We start from the raw sequence: 21,001 nt of genomic DNA, 5'->3' as shown, positions 1-21,001 counted from the left end.
TTGCTAGGTTTTGGAAGAAAACTAAACAGAGGAAATTTACTATGAAGAAGTTTACAACACTTTTTACAGCAATCGCTCTCCTTATTGGATTTGCAAGTTGTACAAAGAAGAACGTGGAAACGGGTAAGACGCTAAATATTGCTGTATCTGCTGAAGTTAAAGGTATGGATCCAATTTATGCAAATGACCGTTATTCAAGTAATGAAGTAGGTCGTGTTTACGAAGGTCTATTAGAGTACCACTACTTAAAAAGACCATACACTCTTGTTCCTAACCTTGCTGAGTCAATGCCAGTTGTTTCTGAAGATGGCCTTACTTATACTTTTAATATTCGCCAAGGTGTTCTCTTCCATGATGATTCTGCATTTCCAAATGGAAAGGGTAGAGAACTTGTTGCAGAGGACTTTGTATACTCTATAAAGAGACTTGCTGATCCAAAGCTTCAGGGACTTGGTTGGTGGTTACTTGATGGAAAAATTAAGGGACTTAATGAGTGGAGAGAAAAGTATTCAGATCTTCCAAGTGTAGATTATGATGAAGTAGTTGAAGGTTTAAAAGCAACAAGTAAATATACTGTGGAATTTAAATTAACAAAACCATTCCCTCAGTTTCTTTATTCTTTAGCCATGCCGTTTACTTTTGCAACTCCTAGAGAAGTTGTTGAAAAATACGGAAAGGAATTTTTAAACCATCCTGTGGGAACTGGTCCATTTATTCTTCCAACGTTTAAGCAGACGAAGAAAATCGTTTATACAAAGAACCCTAACTTTAGAAAGAAGCTCTACCCAACTGAGGCGAGCGATGAATTTAAGGCAGCAGGTTTTTTAAAAGATGCTGGTAAAGAGCTTCCATTAGTAGATAAGGTAGTAGTGAATGTTATTATTGAATCTCAACCAAGATGGCTAAACTTTCTAAAAGGAAAAGTTGATTTCATTGGAATTCCAAAAGATAACTTTGATTCAGCAGTAACTCCTGATAGAAACCTGTCTCCTGAATATGAGAAAAAAGGGATTAGTCTTCTGATCAATCCATCTCTTGATGTTACTTACACAGCGTTTAATCATGATTTAAAACTTTTTCAAAATGCTGACTTAAGAAGAGCAATGTCTCTTGCATATGATGTTGTGAAGTCTAATGAGCTATTTTACAACAACACTTCTCTTCCGGCTCAGTCAGTAGTTCCTCCAGGAATTGCTGGAAATATCCCAGGCTATGTCTCTCCTTATAGAGGACCAAATATCGAAGAAGCTAAGAAACTACTTGCAAAAGCAGGTTACCCTGAAGGTAAAGGTCTTCCAGAGATTACTTACGATTGCCCATCGGGAACTGTTTCTCGTCAAATTGGTGATTACATGAAGCAACAACTTGCTCAAATCGGAGTAAGAATTAAAGTTGTAACTAATCCTTGGCCAGAACTTCAGAAGAAGATTACAAAAAGGCAAGTAATGCTTTACGGAATTGCATGGGGAGCGGATTATCCAGATGCAGAAAACTTCTTACAACTTTTATACGGACCAAATAAAGCTCCAGGAGCAAATGGTTCGGGATATAATAATCCAGAATTTAATAAATTATTTAAGACAGCCTCTGTAATGCAAGATTCTCCTGAGAGAACAGCTCTCTATGAGAAAATGAATAGAATTGCAGCTGAGCAAGCTCCATGGATCTACGGTGTTCATAGACAAAACTTTACGCTTAGACATTCATTCTTAAAGAATTATATGTCCACTGACTTTGAAACAGGTCAGGCTCAGTATTTAAATATTGATTCGGAGCTTAAAGCTAAATCTATTGAAAAACTTTAAGTTATAACTTAAAAATCTCGGCCCTCTCTTGTAGAGGGCTTTTTACATTAATCAGGTGGTTAATTTTGAATTTGTGGCAGTACATCTTAAGAAGATTATTTTACATAATCCCTACAATCCTAGGGGTCGCATTGATAATATTTATTATATTTAATGTTGTTGCGCCAGATCCGGCCCTTATTATGCTTGGAAAACATGCAACACTTTCTCAAATTGCAGACCTTAGAAACGAATTAGGACTAAATAAGCCAATGTGGGCCCAGTACCTAGATATTGTTAAATCAGCATTTACTTTTGATTTTGGTAGATCGTGGACAACTAAGCAGGAAATTATTCAGATGATTAAAAATGGTGCAATACCATCTTTAACTCTGACTTTACCAGCATTTGTGCTCTCTACAATAATTGCAGTATCAATTTCTCTCGTTGTTTCTTTCTTTAGAGGGCAATGGATTGATAAGTGCGCGGTATTCTTTTGCGTACTTCTGATGAGTATTACTTCTCTTGCCTATATCCTATTTGGGCAATGGTTCTTTGCTTATAAGTTAGGTTGGTTTGAAATTTCTGGTTATGAGTCTGGTTTTCCTGACTTTGTTCCATATGTTGTTCTGCCAATTATCATTTGGATTATTCTCTCGATTGGTCCTGATGTGAGATTTTATAGAACAGTAATGCTAGATGAAATCTATCAAGATTATGTAAGAACGGCTAAGGCGAAAGGTCTTTCTGAAAGAGTTATTTTGTTTAAGCACGTTTTAAAGAATGCAATGATACCTATTATCACATTTGTTGTTATTCAAATCCCTTTCCTGATACTTGGAGCTCTCCTCTTAGAAAGCTTTTTCAGTATTCCAGGTCTTGGTGGAATCACATTGAATGGTGTCTATAATTCAGACTTTCCAGTAATTAAGGCAATGACTATTTTGACAGCAATGGCCTATATCATCTTTAGCGTTATTACTGATGTTCTGTACACAATTGTAGATCCAAGAGTTCGACTTAAGTAGGAGTGAGAAGTGTCACAATCAAGTATTCAATCCGTAGAGGGTGTAGAAATAGAGGAATCTAAATTGAAGAAATCAAAATCCCTTTGGGATCATGCCGTCGAAAATATTTTTAAAGATAAAATGGCCGTAATGTCATTGATCATTGTTGGAGTGTATGCACTTATATCAGTTCTTTCAGCAACTGGTCTCATTGCTTCTGACTGGGCAGTTGAAGTAGGGCCTTCTTACTCAGCTCCAGGCGGAGACTTCCTATTTGGAACAGATATTTTCGGAAGAAGCGTTTTTACAAAAATGATTAAAGGAACGGAAGTTGCGATGTCGGTTGGACTTGTAGCCGCTCTTATTTCTGTTTGTATTGGTGTTGTTATGGGAAGTATCGCAGGGTACTTCGGTGGAAAAGTAGATGAAGTAATTGTTTGGTTCTACACTTGCTTTCAATCAATCCCAACAATTATGCTCTTAGTAGCTCTTTCATTTGTTCTTGGTAGAGGACTTGTTTCAATGTATGTGGCCCTAGGGCTTACTTCATGGGTGAATCTTTGTAGACTGATCCGTGGTGAGGTAATGAGACATAAGAATAGAGACTACGTTCAAGCGGCATCTGCACTAGGCGGAGGACACTCTAGAAAGCTTATTAAGCACATTTTTCCAAACGTATCTCACTTAGTGATAATCAACTTCTCATTAATGTTCCAAACGGCGATCAAGACAGAAGTGATTCTTTCTTATCTAGGTCTAGGAGTTCAAGGTAGACCTAGTTGGGGAACAATGATTGACGATGCTAAACTTGAGCTTGCAAGAGGTGTCTGGTGGCAACTTGGAGCAGCTACTCTTGCTATGATGATAGTTGTTCTCTCTCTTAATATGCTAGGAGATGCTCTTAGAGACGCACTAGATCCTAAGCTTAAGGGAAAATAAAACATAATTTCGGCACTTTAGCCTCCGTTTCTGGAGGCTTTTTTTTTCTTTAATTCTAATCATTTACTGTATTTTTCCGATAAGTTTTGTGGAGAAATGCATGTTTAAAAATTTAGACTCATCTAAGGGTTCTGCTGAAGCTATTGGAGAGTTAAGACCCATTTCATTTAACGACCTTGAGAAGATGAAAACTTCTCATGGGGATCTATATTGGAAGAAGTCAGATGGTAAACTTGTTAAGCTTCTTCACTGCGGAGACTATCTCGACTTTTCAAAACTAGAAAAATTTCAAAAAGTAACAGAATACTTATTTATAAATGAAGTTTGTAATGAAGATTTTATAGCTGTGGCTAAAGACCTTCTCTCAAAGCTTCTCGTGTCCACAAATGAGAGAGAAAGACTTTCATATCGAGATTCATTGCTCAAACACATTCTACCAACTTATTGGAATGGAGATTTAGATGGATCTCTATTGAGCCTAGTAATTATTTTCAAAGATACATTTTATAAAATTTCTCCAAGCTTTGAAGAAGAGATGGATCAACATGCTCTGAGTACACTTAGAAGAGCGAGTTTATTTTCTTCCCTAGTAACTCTTCTTGCCTTGTCTGCAGGATATACTCACGGAAGTTTCTTAACAGATCTTTATAATATAAGTTTTTTCAATGATTACTCATACGCAAAGAATACTTATAAGATTGGTGATCTCGATCATATTAGCGAGTCTCTCATGGCCTATGAGAAATCAAAATATTATCAATTAAGTCATAAGCATCTCTCCAGACTGATTCAATTCCATCACGAAGAATTTGAAGGCAGTGAAAAAGGAATAGGGCTCAATTTTAATGAATTAAGTGAGCTTGAAAAAATTTCAATTTTCATAGAAAGAACTCTTCCTTACTCAGAATTTGATTTTTCAGAAAATGATGGTGTTGAGTTTCTTAAAGGAATTTTTAAAGAAAGCGAAGAGGATGACTCTTTTGTTAAATCATTTAAAGAGAGTATTAGAGATATATTTTTAGACGTAGCCAATCAGGAGCAAATAGCCTCATGATGGATAAAGTAAAAAAGTATATCCTAAATTTAGTGAAAGGCGATCTGCCAGAGTCTGTAACTTCTATTCTTGCCGAATTAGACTATGTCATAGAAGCATCCTATAGCCCTGACTTTGATTATGAATTCACTCTTATTGATCATGTTGATGCAATAGGTTCTAAAGAGGGAAGGTTTATTTTGTTTGGAGAAACTGATGACCGTGAATCCTTTTTTGAAATGGGTGGTGTCGCAGTAATATCTAGCGAATTATTACAGAGCGAAATAGAGAGAACCTTCTTTAAGAGACTCTTAGGTGATAGCGCAACTCTTCAAGTGAATAGTGGTCTTACAGAGGAATTGCGCTCTCTTGGAAAAGTTAAAGTTACCGATCATTTAAATTCAGGTTTCTATTGTGATTCCATATCGGTAAAAGCTGCTGAAGAAGGGTTTGACTTCTTTAATATAAAGAAGGGACTTTTTCATTTGTTTAATTATGTGTCTGAGGTTATTCAGAAAGAGAAAGGATCATTTCCTCTCGATGTCGATTTTGGAATATGTGGTGACACCTTTTTTTTACAAGCTCATTTTCCTGTTGAAAAATTCTATAGTGAGCTTGTCTGGAAGGCGCTTTCTAAAGAGGAAGGAAGTTTATCTGGCATGGGCAAAGAGGCTACATCGTTAGATATTTATACACTAAAAAGTTCTAGTAAGCTTGTGATTACATCTGCATGGACTAAAGATGTGAGTAGTTCTAAGTCAATTTATATTCATGGGATCGACAAGTTTAAAGCAGTGAGACCTTCTCTTGAAGGTGAGAAGCCTAATAAAGTTAAAATCAATTATAAAGAAGATCTTCATTTGGAACTAGGTAAGGACAAGGGAAAAAGTATCTCACTGAGTTCAATTTCAAGAATTGTTAACTTTCTAGAAATGAAAGAAATTGATGTTGAAGAAATCACATTAGATAGCTTGGCAGGTGTGCTCCGCGATTATCCAAATCAGAATTTAATATCAAAATTAGACCTAGATTCTAAAGAAGAAATTTTAAATTTACTATTAAACTCACAGAAACATAATGAAATTAAAGAATCTTTAGAAATTAAAAAGACTTCCAGTAATCAAAAAGAAATATTAGAAAAATTCCTAAAGAAAGTAGAGTCCTTAAATATTGATGAGGCCAATGAAATTGTAAGTCTTGGTGTTCAAGACTACACAGAGGCAATCGAAAGAGTTTCAGGATGGGTGGATGAAGCTGATGAGACGACGACAGTTATTAAAGGTGCTAGAGAAGATATAGGGGAAACGTCACAACTAATTAAAGGCTCTAAAGAAGAGGAAGATAACGAAAAAGTTATCATCAATGGCTCTCAAGAGGATCTTGGACAAAATAAAGATATTCTTGAAGTAAAGAGTCTTAAGGTTAATGAAGAGGCGGAGAGAGATTTTTCTAATGTGAAAGGTGAATTACCAAAGTGGAGAAGCACTAGAGATAGCCTCGTTGCTGATATTAAGAGAAAAATTTCTAGTGATGAAATTAAAGGGCATGAAGATCTAAGTGTTCAAGTATCAACTATGCTTAGAGAGAGAATGAATATTTCAGAAGGCGAATCCTCCGCTTTAGTTCAAGGTCTCTTAAATGATTCGGTTCTTGAAACAGTTTCTGATGAGAAGAGAGAAGTCCCTTCTTTTGATAGTACTGAGTTTGAAAAATTAAAAGAAGCCTCAGCTAAGAAAGACATTCAGCTTAGTCGTATGATGAAATTAATAGATGTTATGAAAAAAGAACTTCTAGTTTCATCAAGTAAGAATAATAAGGTCGACGATGTTCGTCACGATGTTGAGATTTCAAGATTAAACACTGAGCTTGAAAGAAAGAATAAACAAATAGAAATTTTAAAAACAAATACAGAAAATATCGTTACTAATAATGAAACTGAGAAGAGAACAAATGAGGCGATAGACCATGTTCTTCATAAGGGTTTAGCAAGTGCAGAGGCTAAAGGGTATGAGTCTAAGATTAAAACCTTGGAGACGATGCTAGAAGAAGCAAAAGAGAGAAGTGAAACTTTAAATACAAAACTAGAGGATGAGAAAAGAAATTCTACTTCTAAGGCAGATGCTGACACGACTCACTTTAGAGAGAAGATGATGAAGAGTCAGGTAATTATAAATAAATTACAAAAAGAGAATAAAGAGTTGGGAGCAGAAGTTGAAAACTTAAAAAAAGTTCAAGCAGAGTTATCAGAAGTTGTCGTGCCAAGCAGAAATTTAGAATCTGACCAAAACTTAGTTGTAGAAAAAGAAAGAGAAATTGAAAAGCTTGTCTTAGAAATTAAAAAAGGAAGCGATCAGAATAAAGCGATTGGACTTAAGATAAAGCAACTTGAGCAGAAGAATAAATTTTTAACAGCACAGGTCGAAGAATCAAGCAGTAAAAATGGTTCAGGTCGAAGCTCTACTCAGTCGTCAGATAGTGCAAAGTTTCAGCATAAAATCAAACAACTTGAAAAGTTGAATAATAACTTCAAAGCAGAGTCAGATAAGGCAAAGGCTGAGTTGGCAGAGAAAAAGAAAGAAATTCTCAAATATAAGCAAGAAGCCAACCTCCTGAAATCTAAAGTTACAGAATTCGAAAGAAAATTAGCTATAAATAAAAAGAAAGCGGCTTAATCTATTAACTATTTCAAAAAAATCTAAATTTTTACTTGTCATTTCTGGCCAGAACCATTAAAAATACAGGACGTCATATCACTCGAATATATGCCCAGGTGGTGAAATTGGTATACACGCTAGACTTAGGATCTAGTGCCTTTGGCGTGGAGGTTCAAGTCCTCTCCTGGGCACCATTTAGATATGACAATTTAAGACTCTTCAAACGAGTCTTTTTTTGTGTCAAAAATACTCCTAAATAGGAATTCTTTTCCGATACCTTCTTGCTCATATGCTTAATATAATTATCTAATGAGAAAATTAAATAATAATGGTTTTTCCATGGTCCAAATTATGATGGCCGCTGGAATGATGGGGTTGTTATCACTTGGGATGATGAAGTTAATGGAAAATCAAACATTATCGGAAAAATCTCTTCGCTCCAGAGCTGCAGTTCAAAACTTTTACTCAGAGGCAAAAGCATATCTTGCAAGGCCAGGTTACTGTGCTAAGAACTTTGAGGGAGTATATTTGAAGGATGGAGTTGAATTTGAATTAGAAGATATTCTAAAATCCAATGGGAAACCAATTTATAAAAAAGGCGAAATTTACGAGTTAGGTTTAATTAGATTAGACTCTATAACGACAAGAAATTTTGAAAAAGATTCTGAGTTCAAAGGGCTTATGCAACTAGTGTTTAACTTTTCTAAGGTAGGAAAGTCTTATGGGGCTAAGAAGTACGTTAGAGTTGTAAAATTAAGCTTAGAGTTAGATAAAGAGGGGAGAGTTTTAAACTGTTCAACTCTTGGTTCACCATCTAGTTTTTCTTTTGAAGGATCTGAGAACACTGTAAATACTGAAGGCGCTCTCAATGATTTATATCATGGTAAAGAAACTGAAGATTCTAAGAAGGTTAAGAGCCTAATAGAAGGAAGTTCGGCTTTGAAAGAAATGAATAAAAACCTTGAGAAGTTAAAAGAATCAAATAAACAACTTGAAGAGATGTTTAAAGATTAGTCTTGTTTTCACCTACCTATTATTGTAACTTTATGAGTCATAGATTAATGTTGATAGGAAAAGTATGAGTAAGAAAATCAGTTTAACAGGTATCAAGCCAACAGGTGTTCCGCACTTTGGAAATTATTTTGGAGCAATTAAGCCAGCACTTGAAATGGCAAACTCTGGTGATTATGAAGGATATTACTTTATAGCAGATTATCATTCTCTTATCACTGTCCATCAGCCAGAAGTTCTTAGAGAATATATTTATGATGTAGCAGCAACTTGGTTGGCGCTGGGGCTTGATCCTTCAAAAGTGACTCTTTATCAACAAAGCCATATTCCTGAAATCTTAGAATTAAACTGGATCACTTCTTGCTTTACTGCAAAGGGGCTTATGAATAGGGCCCACGCCTATAAGGCCCTTGTACAAAGTAATGAAATTGAAAAACGCGATACTGACCATGGTGTGAATATGGGTGTGTATACATACCCAATTTTAATGGCCTGTGACATTTTATTTCTTAAAACTAATGTAGTTCCCGTTGGTGCAGATCAATTACAGCATATTGAGATTGCTCGTGATATTGCGAGTTCATTTAATCATATCTATGGAGATATTTTTACTCTACCTGAAGCAAAGGCCCAGGAGGGAGCTCTTGTTCCCGGACTAGATGGAAGAAAGATGAGTAAGAGTTATGGAAACCATATCCCATTATTTTTACCTGAGAAGAAATTGAAGAAAACGATTAATAAGATTGCGACGGACTCAACAGCTCCTGAAGTTCCTAAAGATCCAAATGATTCAGTAATTTTTGACTTCTATAAACTCTTTGCTAGCGAAGCCCAAATTAAAGAACTCGATGCATGGTATAGAAAGGGAATTGGTTGGGGAGAAGCTAAGCTAGAACTCTTTAATGTTGCAAACGAATACCTCAGAGAGCCTCGCGAGAAATATAATGAATTGATTGCAGATAAGTCTAAAATTGACTTGGTCTTAAAAGAGGGCGCTGAAAGAGTAAGACCAAAGGCCGCTGAGTTTTTAAAAGAAGTTAAAAAAGCAGTAGGTGTAATTAGCTAAGCGCGAGTTCTCACTCGCACTTTTCAGTATACTCATTATAGTTCTTATCCATAGCTGAACACATTTTTTCTAAGAACTCTCTTCTTTCATAGTCGTTTAAAACTCTTTCCTCAGATGAATTACATGGCGAGTTTCTAACAAGGAAAGTCGCATAATTCAAAATTAGTCCACCTGTAGCAATGACTGCTGCACTAACTTTTGTGAGAGCAGGCTCGGGCGCCCAAGTGCATAGGGCCGTTATCGTTCCAAGAGTGAGAGTTCCCGCTTGAAGCGCCACTACGAGTGAGTCTCTGTCTTGGCAACTCATTTTCTTATTACTCTTTTGAATAGAATTCATCTTTAATCCCTCTATTCCTGTAAAGCAGAAGTCTTCATTTGCCATGGTAATATTCATGGAAATAATAAGAATAAGTGGTAGTAGAAAAAACTTCATTTTGATCTTCCTTTTTTTAAATTTATAAACGTTATTGTCATTAAAATAAAATTCATAAGAATGAATAGTACGTAGCCATCCGTCACTTTTGAAAAACTAAGAAATAAAAAGGGGAGTATTCCCGCTAGAATGATTACGACATCCAAGTGATTTATATTTTTCATTGAAATCTCCTTGCTTATGAGTAAGCAAAGGGCGTGCCAATTAGTTAACTGATTTCTAGTTACTTAAGTGTTCTAGAAATAGAACTACTTATGATAGGGGTGACCTGAATTGATGGTTAATGCTCTATAGATTTGCTCTACGAAGAGAATTCTTGCGAGTTTATGTGGATAAGTTAGAGGGGATAGGGAAAGTTTTTGCTTAGATCTCTGAATGATCTTTTCTCCGTGTCCACTTGCTCCTCCTATAATAAAAACGATCTTCTCTGACTTCACCTCTAGTAGATTGAAGAGCCACTTAGACATCTTAGGACTATCAAATAGTTGACCATTTTCTGCAAGAAGAATTGGAAAAGTAGCGCCAATGTCGTTGAGTTTCTTCTCAACTTCATTGGCCTCTAAATCTAAATTTTCTTTATGTGACTTAACTTCGTGGATGTGAAGTTTTGGTGACTTTATTCGTTTTAAATAATTATCTTCAAGTGCTTCTAAGTTCTTATCCTTTAATTTTCCAACTACGATAAGATGAATGTCTTTCACTAGAAGTAACTTTTTCCAGTCGCATCTTCTGACTTTTCTTCATCATCTGAAGAGAAGTAGTATGAGTTTGGAATTTCAACTTCCGTCGCATTCTCCCAGAGATTATCTAAGTCGTAAACGCTTCTAGATACGTCTAGAAATACGTGAACAATGATGTCTCCAAAATCTAGAAGAATCCAATCGTCACCTTTTTTAGAGCCTTCTCTTGAGATGACTTCATAGCCGTGACCTTTAAGTTGTCTTGTTATTTCATCGGCCATAGATTGGGCCATTGTTGGGTTTGTTGCAGAGCCTAGAACAAAGAAATCTGTTAGAGAGCTTGATTTAGCAACATCTAAAATTTTTAAGTTAATGCCTTTAAAGTTTCCAAGAATCCAAGCTGTCGCCATTGCGATATTCAACGGATATTCTAGCTTTTGCTCTTTAACAATTTTTTGAACTTCTTTAGTGATAAAATCTGTGCTCATATATCTCTCTTACGCCTCGTAATCTTCAAAAGTTTTTAACATCAAAGACTTTAAAAGACCAATATTTCTTCCTGATACGGCTGAAAGGGGAAGTACCTTTCTATCAATCTGCTCTTCAAAGAATGTAATATACTTCTGAATTTCTTCATCGGTCATTGCATCAATTTTTGTTAAGCAAACTAGCTCTTTCTTAGTAAGTAAGTCTTCATTATATTTTCTAAGTTCTTCTCTAATTGTGACATATTGCTCAAAGGCTTCAAATTCGTCTAAGCACCATGAAACGTCGACTAGGTGAACAAAGGCCTTCGTTCTTTCAATGTGTTTTAAGAACTTTATTCCAAGTCCCTTTCCTTCTGAGGCATCTTCAATCAGACCAGGTATGTCAGCTACAACGAATGATTGATTATCTCCCATATCTACAACACCAAGGTTTGGTTCAAGAGTTGTAAAAGGGTAATCAGCTATCTTTGGTTTAGCTGCTGAGATTGAAGAAATAAGAGTTGATTTACCAGCATTTGGTAGACCAATTAGAGCAATATCTGCAATGAGTTTAAGCTCTAGCTCAATTTCAATTGTTCTACCTTCTTTTCCAAGCGTTGCAGTCTTTGGCGCTTGGTTAACTGAGGATTTGAAGTGAATATTTCCAATTCCGCCACGACCACCTTCGGCCATAAGAATTTTCTCTCCGTGCTCAGTAAGGTCACCAATAATTTCACCTGTTTCAGCTGATCTTATAATTGTACCAACAGGAACGTTCAGAGTTAGATCTTCACCGTAGCGACCGTGGCATTGTGAATTCATACCATCTTGACCATGTTCGGCCTTGAAGATTCTCTTACTTCTAAAAGTTACAAGAGTGTTAATGCCATTGTCGGCCTGGATATAGATATTTCCACCATCTCCACCGTCACCACCATCTGGGCCACCTAGTGGGTAGAACTTCTCTCTTCGAAAGCTTGAGCAACCATTGCCACCATTTCCGCTTATAATTGTGATTAGAACTTCATCTATAAACCGCATTAACTATCTCACTCTTAAGTTTTTTTTGCCCATATAAAAAAAGGGAATCCCTTAGGATTCCCTTCTATTATGATCTTTTGAAAATATCAATTAACCTTGTACAACTGATACGATTTTTTTCTTCTTGTTGTAGTAAGAAAATTTAACCGAACCTTCAGTTACAGCGAAAAGAGTACAATCTTTTCCTTCTTTAACACCTGGACCTGCGTGGAATTTATTCCCTGCTTGTCTGATGATAATATTTCCAGCGATGACTTTCTCACCACCAAATTTCTTTACCCCATACATATTTGGGTTTGAATCACGTCCGTTACTTGTTGAACCACCGGCTTTCTTGTGTGCCATGACTTATTCTCCTAATTTAAACTTATTTTAAAAATTTCTTTGCAGCTTTTGAATCAGCATCGATTTTAGTAATGTTACCATTACCGTCATTGATTTCAGTGATTAAAAGGGCAGTATAGTTTTGACGGTGACCCATCTTCTTTTGGTACATACCTGGCTTTCTCTTGAAAGCGATAATCTTTCTAGATTTTTCGTGCTTAATTACTTTTGCAGTAACAGTTGCACCACTTACAGTAGGAAGACCAATTAATGGTTTTTCTCCACCAATGAATAGAACTTTTTCTAACGCAACAGTTGAACCTGCTTCGCTACTTAGTTTTTCAACATCAAGAACATCTCCAGCTTGAACTTTATACTGGTGTCCTGAGATTTCAACAACTCCGTACATTTAATACTCCTAGTATTTGACAAACTCAGGGGTCCTCACAGTTTTTTGGAGAATCTTGTTACCCTAAACTTGGTCACTTTTATTCAGAATCTAGAAGATGTATAAAATTTGGGGCCTTATGTCAAGATTTTAAGGAGAAATGAAGGGTTTTTCATCGTTATTAATGAAAGAAACTTTTAAGGAAAATATATTGAATGTCGATAAGTTAGTAGGGGAAATCCCGATAAATACTGGCCTTGTCAGTACTTTGGGGAAGAGATTTAAGCGAGGATTTTATGGAGCAGAGTAACTATACCTATTTTCAGTACTTTAAAGGACTAGGCCTCCCTATTTATATACGTTTAAATCTGTCGAGTTTTCACTCCGATTTTCTGGATCTCTTAAAGAAAATGAAATTTGATGAGTTATCTAGCGCAGAGTCAGAAAAAATGCTCACGGACTTTGATGGAGAGAAATTCGGAAGAATTCTCACTATAAATGAAGCTTCTCCTGGGGTTATGCGTCAGATAGGGCTCTATAGTGAATCGGATAAATTTGGAAGCGAAAGTATTCATCCAAAAGATAGTTATAATGTTTATCGTTATAGAGGCGTCGCCTTGATGGTCTATGGTCATTCTTTTAAAGAATGGGAAATGGGATGTACTGAAGACCTCGGAACTGATGGGGTGGAACTTGCAACGAAAATGATTTTGATGAGATTTCTTTCTTGGTCACTGGCCCCTTTAGGAATTATTGGTTTTTGGGGTGTTCCTGTTGATGAGGGAATGGTTGTGCAAAAACCAAATGAAGCCGGAGGTGAGGTTGTCTTTATAGATGTTTTTAAAAGATGGCTTTATACGCAAGATGGGCAAAAGAAAATGAAGAATTCATTTAAACTTTTAAAGTTAGACAATAGTTTAAAAGATAGATCAATTAAAATGAGTCCTGAACAATTTATCTCGTTCCTATCTGCTCATTGCTCATACTTTAGTTATGGTGGAATGACGATTCCTACGAGGCAAATGATTCAGTCAGTTTGTCGAACTTATGAGGGATTAGTTTATCCAACTGAAAGTTTTCAGCCGCGAACAAACTTAAATTTATAACTTTCTCTTGGCCACATCCGTGGCCAGTTTTTTCTAAAAGATTGTAAAGCACAGTTAAGAAGAGTAGCATAAATGCATATTGGTTTTAATATGCAGGAGAGTTACATGAATCCACTAAATATAGATCCTATCATTTTCTCAATTGGTCCAGTGAGCGTTCGTTGGTATGGGATGATGTATGTAATTGGGTTTGTTATTGCAAATTATCTATTAAAGAAATTAGTAGATAGAGGATTCTATAAAATCCCCAAAGAAAATATCGATACGATGATTACGACAATGTTGATCTGCATGTTTCTAGGGGCGAGATTTGCATATGTATTTATTTACAATTGGGATTATTACTCAGGTCATTTGGGAGAGCTTTTCTATGTATGGCAAGGCGGGCTGAGCTTTCATGGAGCACTTGCAGGACTTCTCTTTGGTGGTTGGTACTTCGCTAGGAAAAATGGTGTTTCTTGGGCGCAGGTAATGGACGCAACAGCACTTGCAGGAACTCCAGGACTTTTCTTTGGAAGAATGGGGAACTTTATAAATGGTGAGTTGTACGGGAGAGTAACTGATTCAGCTTTTGGAATGGTTTTTAAAACAGGTGGCCCTTACCCAAGACATCCTTCGCAGCTTTATGAGGCTTTTGCTGAAGGGCTGCTCTTAACTTTAATCTTGTGGTTTATAATGACTAAAGTGAAGAGGCATGGAGTTATTGCATGCTCATTTGTCATTGGTTATGGATTCTTTAGATACTTTATTGAGTTCTTCAGAGAAGCTGATCAGCAACTTGGTTATTATTTTGGCGGGACAACAACAATGGGTCAGATTCTTTGTATTTTAATGATTATATTTGGCTTCTTTGCAATTTACTTAAATTCAAAAAGAGAAGATCCTATTTAGTTTTCTTTCCTAGAAAGTTATTGCTAAATTTCTTGATTAGGGGGACAAAGTCTCCCTTTTTATTTGTTACTTGAATGTAGCTAATATAGTTTGGATAACAAGTGACAGTACAAGCTCCACTGTAGATAACCTTTATTCCATTTACATTTTCCCATAGGTAGAGGGCATCATTCTCTTGTCGATGATACTTGGTTTGTTTGCCAAATTTATTGATTAAAGATTGATGAAAGGTATCGTGTAGAAAGTAGGTTGGAAATCTTGCGTAAAAATCTAAAATGATTCCTTTCTTCTCCTGTACATATATCGGAAAATTATATCTGGCATGAACCAAGTTGTAGCGAATAATTTTTGTATCACCTTTGTCTTCTGTGATTTCACCTTTCCCTAGTTCTTTTGGAAGTTCAGCAATGCTTTTTCCTGGAGTAAAAGGCTCAAGTTTTTTTAACGTAAAATCATAATTTGGGGCTTCAACTTTAGAAAATGCCCTGTTTACAAGAAGGCCACTTGCAACGAGAATGGTTATTACAAATACTCTGCCATTATTTTTAAGTGATCGCATTAGCTAGCCTAGTGAAAAATCATTGGATTTCCTAAACTAAGAATTAGCGTCGACATGAGAAGAACGATACTTAGGGAAATCATAATAAAAGTAATTGGATGATTTAACATAAATATATTTTAGCAAATTTAAATATTGTATTCGTATAAAGGGGAAATAAATGCAGGAAGCATCTAAGAAAGAAGCAAAGCTCATTGGAATTGCTATGATTGCGGGACTTATCGCAGGATTAGCTCTCTACTTTAGTGGGCATGGAGAAATGGCAGCCTATCTAAAGCCTATTGGAACAATCTTTATCAGACTTTTAAAAATGGTCATCGTTCCACTTGTTCTCTCTTCTATTTTCATGGCCATGTACCACCTTGGAACTCCTGAGAGTTTAGGCTCTATGGGAAGAAAAGCAGTTGGATATTATTTTCTAACTACTGCCTTCGCTGTTTTTCTCGGACTTATAATGGTTAACCTCATTAACCCTGGGGTAGGAGTTGAAGGAATTCAAGAATCTGCAGGTTTACATGGACTTTCGGAAGTTATGCATCAGCAGGTCACTCAATCCAAGGGGCTCTATCAAACAATTCTCGATGTTATTGTTAATGCGATTCCAACAAATCCTTTTGAAGCCATGGCCACTTCTACTGTTCTTCAAGTAATTGTCTTTGCCATAATGTTTGGAATAGTTGCTCTCTATATGCCAAAGAAAGCTCTACCTGTAGTAAGCTTCATGGAGAGTTTAGAAGCGATGACTCTAAGACTTACTCACGTTATTATGAAGTTTGCTCCTATTGGGATTTTTGTTCTGATGATGGATATAATGGCAAGAACGGGGTTCTCAGCGATTGTCTCACTCTCTAAATATATGGCGACAGTTATTATTGGTCTTCTCTTGCACGCTGTTGCTCTAATGGCAATTGCTTCTTGGAGAATGAAGAAATCTCCAATGTTTATTTTAAAAAGTTTAAGTTCACCGCTTCTTACTGCTTTTTCAACTTCTTCTTCAGCTGCAACTCTTCCAATCACTATGACTTGTGTAGAGGAAAATTTAGGAGTTAGAAAAGATACTGCGAAGTTTGTACTACCTCTTGGAGCGACAATTAACATGGATGGTACAGCTCTCTATGAATCAGTTGCTGCGATCTTTATTGCACAAGTTTATGGAATTGAATTAGGTATCGGTCAGCAAGTCGTAATTTTTATGACGGCTTCTCTCGCTGCTATTGGTGCTGCTGCTATCCCTGGAGCAGGACTAATTACGATGAGTATTGTTCTTGGAGCCGTAGGTCTTCCAATTGAAGGGATTGGACTTATTCTCGCCGTCGATAGAATTCTAGATATGTTTAGAACAACTGTTAATGTATTTGGTGATTGTGTGGGTACAATAGTTGTCGATTCGATGATGGATAATAATGAGTTCTCGGGAGGGGACTCTAACTCTCTGATAGAAGGTTCCGTTAACTAATTAAAATATATTGAAATATGAAGAGGTCTTCTCGATTGACTCGGGAAGCTCTTCATTAGACAATAGATAGAATGGGCATTAAGCTGCTAGCTCAAGATCAAAAAAGGATTTCAGAGAACTATGAAAATATCTAAAGCAATTCTCACACAAATATTCTTATCTACTTTCTTACTCTCATGTTCGAATTTAAAACAAGTAGAGAAGAAAGAAGTTGTTGAAAGCAAGGAAGAGGAAGTTCTCTCAAAGCACCTTACTTGGGCCAATGACGCAAGAGATTCTATTGCCAACTTTGATACAAATACTTCAATGGCCGGAAGTGCTGAAATCAATCCTGCTGATTACGATGGAAAGACTTACTTTCTTTATGGCGCTGAACATTTAAAACTAGATAATTACTATTTTGATATTCCTGTTGTTTATAATGCTGCAACAAAGAAGTGGATAAATTACTTTCTAACAAGAGGTAGAGGTTTCTTTGAGAGATATTCTGCGCGTGGGGGAAGGTATGCTCCATTACTTGGAAAAATTTTAGAAGATAATGGGCTTCCTAGAGACTTAATCTTTTTAGCAATGGCCGAGTCTGGTTTTCAAACTAAAGCAAAGTCGTGGGCAAGAGCAGTTGGGCCTTGGCAATTCATGCCTTACACTGGAAAGAGGTTTGGTTTAAAAATTGATTGGTATGTTGATGAAAGAAGAGATCCATTTAAAGCAACAGTTGCAGCTTCAAAATATTTAAAGAAGCTATATAGTGAATTTGGATCTTGGGAACTTGCCGCTGCAGCTTACAATGCTGGAGAAGGAAAAGTTGGTAGAGCAATTAGAAGATATAAGACTGAGAACTTTTGGAATTTAAGAAAGGGACGATACTTAAAGCCGGAAACGAAGAATTATGTTCCAAAGATTATGGCCCTCGCAATTATTGGAAAGAATTTAAAAGTTTTCGGATTTAATGAAATTGACTTTCACGATCCAATCGACTTTGAAGAAATTGAAGTTCCAGGTGGAACAGACTTAGTAGATTTTTCAAAAGATATGGGGTTAGACTTAGAAGATATACAATACTTAAACCCTGAAATTTTGAGATGGTTTACTCCTCCAGCGCAAGATAAGTACACTCTTCGTATTCCTGCAGGACTTAAAGACACTTACACTGCTTGTTGTGCGGGTAAGGACTATAAAGCGATTGCTTTTCAAAAGTATAAAATTCGTGGGAATAGAACGAGTTTAAATGATGTTGCAAGAAAGTTTAAAATTAAAAAATCTCCTTATGTTTTAAGCTCACTTAATGACATTAGAGCAAATAAGAATTTGAAGAAGGGAAGTGAGATTCTACTTCCTTTTAGAGAAGGACAGTCCAGAAAAAATGCAATGTATGCAGATCTCTATGAAAAGCCTCGTAAGGTTGTTGTAAGAAGAAAGAATTATAGAAAGAGACTTCGTGTTGCAAAATCTCGAGGAACGAGAATTGTGAATCCTTCGAAGTGGTATGTTGTGAGAAGAGGTGATTCTCTCTGGTCAGTGGCCAGAAAAACTAAGACAAACCTAGATACACTTATTGTCTCAAATCTTTCGATTCTTAATAGAAGACAGATTAGGGCCGGGGATAAGTTGGCCATCAGATAGTAGAAAATAAAAAATCAGTATTTAATTAGGAACCTGCATCAAGCAGGTTTCTTTCGTTATAGAGATGACAATGGAGAAGTCGTCGAGGTAATATTCGATCATAACTGACATTATTTGATATTACATAGAGACATATATGGCCTATTCAGACTTAAAGAAATTAAAAAAAGAAGAAGTTAAAGACATCACTAAAGTTGAAGTTGATAATTTAATTTTGGGGGGAGATCTATTTGCCCTCGCGACCTACGATTTTCTCAAGACAAAGTTTTCTTCTGAGAATACGAAAATATTAACAAAGGAAATTTTAAATAGTGAGAATGCAATATTTCTTGGTCCTAGCATACTTAGAGGAAAAGAGAATATTGAATATATTAAGAGTGCTTTTGAATATGCAGAAATAGAAGAATCAACAGAAACTTCAAAATTCTATAAAGACATGAAGTTCAAACCATTTGGTGGAAGAGGAAAATCTGAAACACTATTGTGGGGAGAGGAGTTCTATACAACTCCTGCTGCTAGTTATAGTTTAAATAAAATCTTTCCTTTTATAACTGAAGAAAATTTTTACACTGAAGTGAGAGAGAATCAAATTGAACTCCTTTATTCAAAGGTTTTTAAAGAAGGTGATCTTTGGGTTATCGAATGTTCTAATGGTACTCAGATTTATACGAAGAGAATATTTTGGGCAGAGTCTCCTTGGAAATTCTATGAGGAAGCCGTTAACAAAGAAAAAATTTCAAATGAATTCATTGAATTTGTTGAAAGCTCTAAAACGCCATGTGCTCTACATATAAAATTAGAATTTGATAAAGAGCTAACAGAGCAAAGGGAAACTCTCTTAATACCTCTTAGTTATACTCATGAATGGGGGCACTTTATTTGCGAATTCTCTGACGTTTCTTTAGAAACTGGAGGGCAAACAGGAGAGTTTTTAACTTTCATTGATGCAAATGATACCAATGAAGAGGATATTTCTAAGAAAATAAGATTATTAAAAAGAAATTTAGAAAAAATTTATCCTTCTTTTAAAGAAATAAATGCGAGAGAATTTATTGTTTTAACAGAGAATACTCATAGTCTGAATTTTGACGATAGCTTCTTTTTAGAAGGGCAAGAGTTCTTGAATAATGCATTCTTCGTTAGCAGTAGTGCACCTTTCTACTATGAAGATCAGAATAAAAATAGTGACGCAGATTCCTGTACGTGCTTGACGCATCTCGCTCGTGGGTTGAAAGTTTTGTCACAGGTTAAGAATTTATTGTCTTAGTTTTTTTTAAACAAATGATTTTAGGGTGTTGACAAATTTTTTAAAGACAATGAAAATTAAGATTAATTGAGAAAAATATTTTATTGCAGTTTATGCATATTAATAAAAAAAGATTACACATGGAATGTAATCTCAAACTTCAAGGAGAAGATTGGATGAAAAAACAAATCCTAATCGCAACTGGTTTAGCTGTACTTTCAACAAGTGCTTTCGCATCGAAAGCAAGATTAGAAGCTCTTGGTCAAAATGACGACAGAGGTTCTTTCTACGTAGAAGATGCAAGAAACGTCTTCAGAAACGCTGCAAAAGTAAACACTCACAAGAACTACATCACTACTGAGTGGGGAACTGCTTCTAATACTACTGATGATTCAACAACTGCACCACACGCAGAAGGTGGATTCTTTAGAGAAATGGGATCGTTTAACTACGGTGTTTACATGGGATCTCAAATCGATTCTCAAAACTCATCAAGAACTGCTTACCAGGCACACGATAACGCTTTAGATCTTTTCTTTGGTGGAGACATGGGTGTTCAGTGGGGAGCGAGAGTTCACTATGCAAATGGTAACACTGAAAATGCTGGTACATTTAAGAAGGAACATTCTAACTTTGGTCTAGGTCTTGGTATGATGATGGGTGACATTGAAGGTTACGCAAACATTATCCTTTCTGATGAGTCAAAAGGTGGAGCAGCAGCAGCTGACAAGTTCGAAGCTAACGGTCTTAACCTTGGTGCTTCTTACAACCTAAATGGAACTAAGATTTTTGTTGATTACGACACTGATGGATATGATGATACTGTTTCAGGTGCAAAAACTGAGCAAACTTACACTGCTATTACTGTAGGTGTTGGTAGAATTCACGAAGTATCTTCAACTGCAAGATTAAATATGGATGTTAAATTTGTTTCTGAAAAAGACGAAACAAAAACAACTACAACTACTGAAACTAAAGAAACTACGTTACCACTTACTCTTGGTTTCGAAGCTGACGCAACTTCATGGTTAACTCTTAGAGGTTCTGTTTCTCAAAATGTTATTATTAACAATAGAGAAGTTAAGACAACTACAACTAACAAGAATACTAAAGCTAACACTACTAACGTAAGTGCTGGTGCAACTCTTAACTTTGGTAAGCTTAAAGTTGACGGATCAATCGGTACAACTAGCCACGCTAGAAATGCTGCGGCTCAGTCAGAAAACGGAACTCTTGCACTTGATAACGTGCTTACAAGAGTTGGTGTTACTTACTGGTTCTAATTTAAATTAC

The 21,001-nt window shown here is 36.0% G+C and carries 20 protein-coding genes, 1 tRNA gene and 1 pseudogene; 14 read left to right on the top strand and 8 right to left on the bottom strand.

Annotated elements, in window-relative coordinates:
* Window positions 1-41 precede the first annotated feature (41 nt).
* The 8 genes from CES88_RS13140 (at window position 42) to CES88_RS13105 (ending at window position 9,494) form a co-directional block, all read left to right on the top strand.
* Complete coding sequence (locus CES88_RS13140) at window positions 42-1,805, top strand: ABC transporter substrate-binding protein (RefSeq protein ID WP_290735163.1); 1,764 nt, start codon at window positions 42-44, stop codon at window positions 1,803-1,805.
* A gap of 65 nt (window positions 1,806-1,870) precedes the next feature.
* Window positions 1,871-2,812: an ABC transporter permease gene (locus CES88_RS13135; protein ID WP_365993127.1), complete on the top strand. Its 942-nt coding sequence runs from the start codon at window positions 1,871-1,873 to the stop codon at window positions 2,810-2,812.
* Between the two features lie 9 nt (window positions 2,813-2,821).
* Window positions 2,822-3,730, top strand: a complete 909-nt coding sequence (locus CES88_RS13130; RefSeq protein WP_290735160.1) for an ABC transporter permease — start codon at window positions 2,822-2,824, stop codon at window positions 3,728-3,730.
* Window positions 3,731-3,830: 100 nt separating this feature from the next.
* Window positions 3,831-4,784 carry a hypothetical protein gene (locus CES88_RS13125; RefSeq protein ID WP_290735157.1) on the top strand — a complete coding sequence of 318 codons (954 nt, stop codon included), beginning with the start codon at window positions 3,831-3,833 and terminating at the stop codon, window positions 4,782-4,784.
* Entirely contained in the window at window positions 4,781-7,435 is a 2,655-nt protein-coding gene (locus CES88_RS13120) for a hypothetical protein (protein WP_290735154.1), read from the top strand. The genes CES88_RS13125 and CES88_RS13120 overlap by 4 nt, the downstream gene beginning before the upstream one ends.
* A 92-nt stretch (window positions 7,436-7,527) precedes the next feature.
* A tRNA-Leu gene (locus CES88_RS13115) sits at window positions 7,528-7,611 on the top strand.
* 115 nt (window positions 7,612-7,726) lie between these two features.
* Window positions 7,727-8,431 (top strand): hypothetical protein, encoded by a 705-nt coding sequence (locus tag CES88_RS13110; protein ID WP_290735151.1) that lies wholly within the window; start codon window positions 7,727-7,729, stop codon window positions 8,429-8,431.
* Window positions 8,432-8,495: 64 nt separating this feature from the next.
* Window positions 8,496-9,494, top strand: a complete 999-nt coding sequence (locus CES88_RS13105; protein WP_290735148.1) for a tryptophan--tRNA ligase — start codon at window positions 8,496-8,498, stop codon at window positions 9,492-9,494.
* A gap of 10 nt (window positions 9,495-9,504) precedes the next feature.
* Here CES88_RS13105 and CES88_RS13100 read toward each other — a convergent pair whose 3' ends face one another.
* The 7 genes and pseudogenes from CES88_RS13100 to rplU all read right to left on the bottom strand — a co-directional run.
* Window positions 9,505-9,927 carry a hypothetical protein gene (locus tag CES88_RS13100; protein WP_290735145.1) on the bottom strand — a complete coding sequence of 141 codons (423 nt, stop codon included), beginning with the start codon at window positions 9,925-9,927 and terminating at the stop codon, window positions 9,505-9,507.
* Window positions 9,924-10,091 (bottom strand): hypothetical protein, encoded by a 168-nt coding sequence (locus CES88_RS13095; RefSeq protein ID WP_290735142.1) that lies wholly within the window; start codon window positions 10,089-10,091, stop codon window positions 9,924-9,926. Before CES88_RS13095 ends, CES88_RS13100 begins: the two co-directional genes overlap by 4 nt.
* A gap of 84 nt (window positions 10,092-10,175) precedes the next feature.
* Entirely contained in the window at window positions 10,176-10,628 is a 453-nt protein-coding gene (locus tag CES88_RS13090) for a 23S rRNA (pseudouridine(1915)-N(3))-methyltransferase RlmH (RefSeq protein ID WP_290735140.1), read from the bottom strand.
* On the bottom strand, window positions 10,628-11,095 hold the full coding sequence (rsfS, locus tag CES88_RS13085; RefSeq protein WP_290735137.1) for a ribosome silencing factor: 468 nt from the start codon (window positions 11,093-11,095) through the stop codon (window positions 10,628-10,630). The genes CES88_RS13090 and rsfS overlap by 1 nt, the downstream gene beginning before the upstream one ends.
* 9 nt (window positions 11,096-11,104) lie before the next feature.
* Complete coding sequence (gene obgE, locus CES88_RS13080) at window positions 11,105-12,115, bottom strand: GTPase ObgE (protein ID WP_290735134.1); 1,011 nt, start codon at window positions 12,113-12,115, stop codon at window positions 11,105-11,107.
* A 90-nt stretch (window positions 12,116-12,205) separates the two neighbouring features.
* Complete coding sequence (rpmA, locus tag CES88_RS13075) at window positions 12,206-12,460, bottom strand: 50S ribosomal protein L27 (protein ID WP_290735131.1); 255 nt, start codon at window positions 12,458-12,460, stop codon at window positions 12,206-12,208.
* Between the two features lie 88 nt (window positions 12,461-12,548).
* Window positions 12,549-12,848, bottom strand: a pseudogene (gene rplU, locus CES88_RS13070) (50S ribosomal protein L21); the annotation flags it as partial.
* Window positions 12,849-13,084: 236 nt separating this feature from the next.
* On the opposite strand from rplU, the gene CES88_RS13065 reads away from it, so the two are divergent.
* Both CES88_RS13065 and lgt read left to right on the top strand, forming a co-directional pair.
* Entirely contained in the window at window positions 13,085-13,933 is an 849-nt protein-coding gene (locus CES88_RS13065) for a hypothetical protein (protein ID WP_290735125.1), read from the top strand.
* 105 nt (window positions 13,934-14,038) lie between these two features.
* Window positions 14,039-14,824: a prolipoprotein diacylglyceryl transferase gene (gene lgt, locus CES88_RS13060; protein ID WP_290735123.1), complete on the top strand. Its 786-nt coding sequence runs from the start codon at window positions 14,039-14,041 to the stop codon at window positions 14,822-14,824.
* Here lgt and CES88_RS13055 read toward each other — a convergent pair.
* Window positions 14,817-15,383 carry a hypothetical protein gene (locus CES88_RS13055; protein ID WP_290735120.1) on the bottom strand — a complete coding sequence of 189 codons (567 nt, stop codon included), beginning with the start codon at window positions 15,381-15,383 and terminating at the stop codon, window positions 14,817-14,819. The genes lgt and CES88_RS13055 overlap by 8 nt on opposite strands.
* A gap of 160 nt (window positions 15,384-15,543) precedes the next feature.
* Between CES88_RS13055 and CES88_RS13050 the strand changes: the two genes are divergently transcribed.
* From CES88_RS13050 to CES88_RS13035, 4 genes are all read left to right on the top strand, one after another.
* A complete protein-coding gene (locus CES88_RS13050; protein ID WP_290735117.1) occupies window positions 15,544-16,839 on the top strand; it encodes a dicarboxylate/amino acid:cation symporter in 1,296 nt (431 codons plus the stop codon).
* Window positions 16,840-16,959: 120 nt separating this feature from the next.
* Window positions 16,960-18,462 carry a lytic transglycosylase domain-containing protein gene (locus CES88_RS13045; RefSeq protein WP_290735114.1) on the top strand — a complete coding sequence of 501 codons (1,503 nt, stop codon included), beginning with the start codon at window positions 16,960-16,962 and terminating at the stop codon, window positions 18,460-18,462.
* Between the two features lie 136 nt (window positions 18,463-18,598).
* On the top strand, window positions 18,599-19,729 hold the full coding sequence (locus tag CES88_RS13040) for a hypothetical protein (RefSeq protein WP_290735112.1): 1,131 nt from the start codon (window positions 18,599-18,601) through the stop codon (window positions 19,727-19,729).
* A gap of 155 nt (window positions 19,730-19,884) precedes the next feature.
* Entirely contained in the window at window positions 19,885-20,991 is a 1,107-nt protein-coding gene (locus tag CES88_RS13035; RefSeq protein WP_290735110.1) for a hypothetical protein, read from the top strand.
* Window positions 20,992-21,001: the final 10 nt, after the last annotated feature.

The sequence above is a fragment of the Halobacteriovorax sp. JY17 genome (assembly GCF_002753895.1).
In the GTDB taxonomy this organism is placed as follows: domain Bacteria; phylum Bdellovibrionota; class Bacteriovoracia; order Bacteriovoracales; family Bacteriovoracaceae; genus Halobacteriovorax.
Note: the sequence above shows the minus strand (reverse complement) of the source record. Positions and strands in the feature narration are given on the sequence as shown.

Coding starts and splice junctions, on each gene's coding strand:
- CES88_RS13140 (WP_290735163.1), top strand. CDS start 42: ATGAAGAAGTTTACAACACTTTTTACAGCAATCGCTCTCCTTATTGGA.
- CES88_RS13125 (WP_290735157.1), top strand. CDS start 3,831: ATGTTTAAAAATTTAGACTCATCTAAGGGTTCTGCTGAAGCTATTGGA.
- CES88_RS13120 (WP_290735154.1), top strand. CDS start 4,781: ATGATGGATAAAGTAAAAAAGTATATCCTAAATTTAGTGAAAGGCGAT.
- CES88_RS13110 (WP_290735151.1), top strand. CDS start 7,727: ATGAGAAAATTAAATAATAATGGTTTTTCCATGGTCCAAATTATGATG.
- CES88_RS13105 (WP_290735148.1), top strand. CDS start 8,496: ATGAGTAAGAAAATCAGTTTAACAGGTATCAAGCCAACAGGTGTTCCG.
- CES88_RS13100 (WP_290735145.1), bottom strand. CDS start 9,927: ATGAAGTTTTTTCTACTACCACTTATTCTTATTATTTCCATGAATATT.
- CES88_RS13095 (WP_290735142.1), bottom strand. CDS start 10,091: ATGAAAAATATAAATCACTTGGATGTCGTAATCATTCTAGCGGGAATA.
- rsfS (WP_290735137.1), bottom strand. CDS start 11,095: ATGAGCACAGATTTTATCACTAAAGAAGTTCAAAAAATTGTTAAAGAG.
- obgE (WP_290735134.1), bottom strand. CDS start 12,115: ATGCGGTTTATAGATGAAGTTCTAATCACAATTATAAGCGGAAATGGT.
- rpmA (WP_290735131.1), bottom strand. CDS start 12,460: ATGGCACACAAGAAAGCCGGTGGTTCAACAAGTAACGGACGTGATTCA.
- lgt (WP_290735123.1), top strand. CDS start 14,039: ATGAATCCACTAAATATAGATCCTATCATTTTCTCAATTGGTCCAGTG.
- CES88_RS13055 (WP_290735120.1), bottom strand. CDS start 15,383: ATGCGATCACTTAAAAATAATGGCAGAGTATTTGTAATAACCATTCTC.
- CES88_RS13050 (WP_290735117.1), top strand. CDS start 15,544: ATGCAGGAAGCATCTAAGAAAGAAGCAAAGCTCATTGGAATTGCTATG.
- CES88_RS13045 (WP_290735114.1), top strand. CDS start 16,960: ATGAAAATATCTAAAGCAATTCTCACACAAATATTCTTATCTACTTTC.
- CES88_RS13040 (WP_290735112.1), top strand. CDS start 18,599: ATGGCCTATTCAGACTTAAAGAAATTAAAAAAAGAAGAAGTTAAAGAC.
- CES88_RS13035 (WP_290735110.1), top strand. CDS start 19,885: ATGAAAAAACAAATCCTAATCGCAACTGGTTTAGCTGTACTTTCAACA.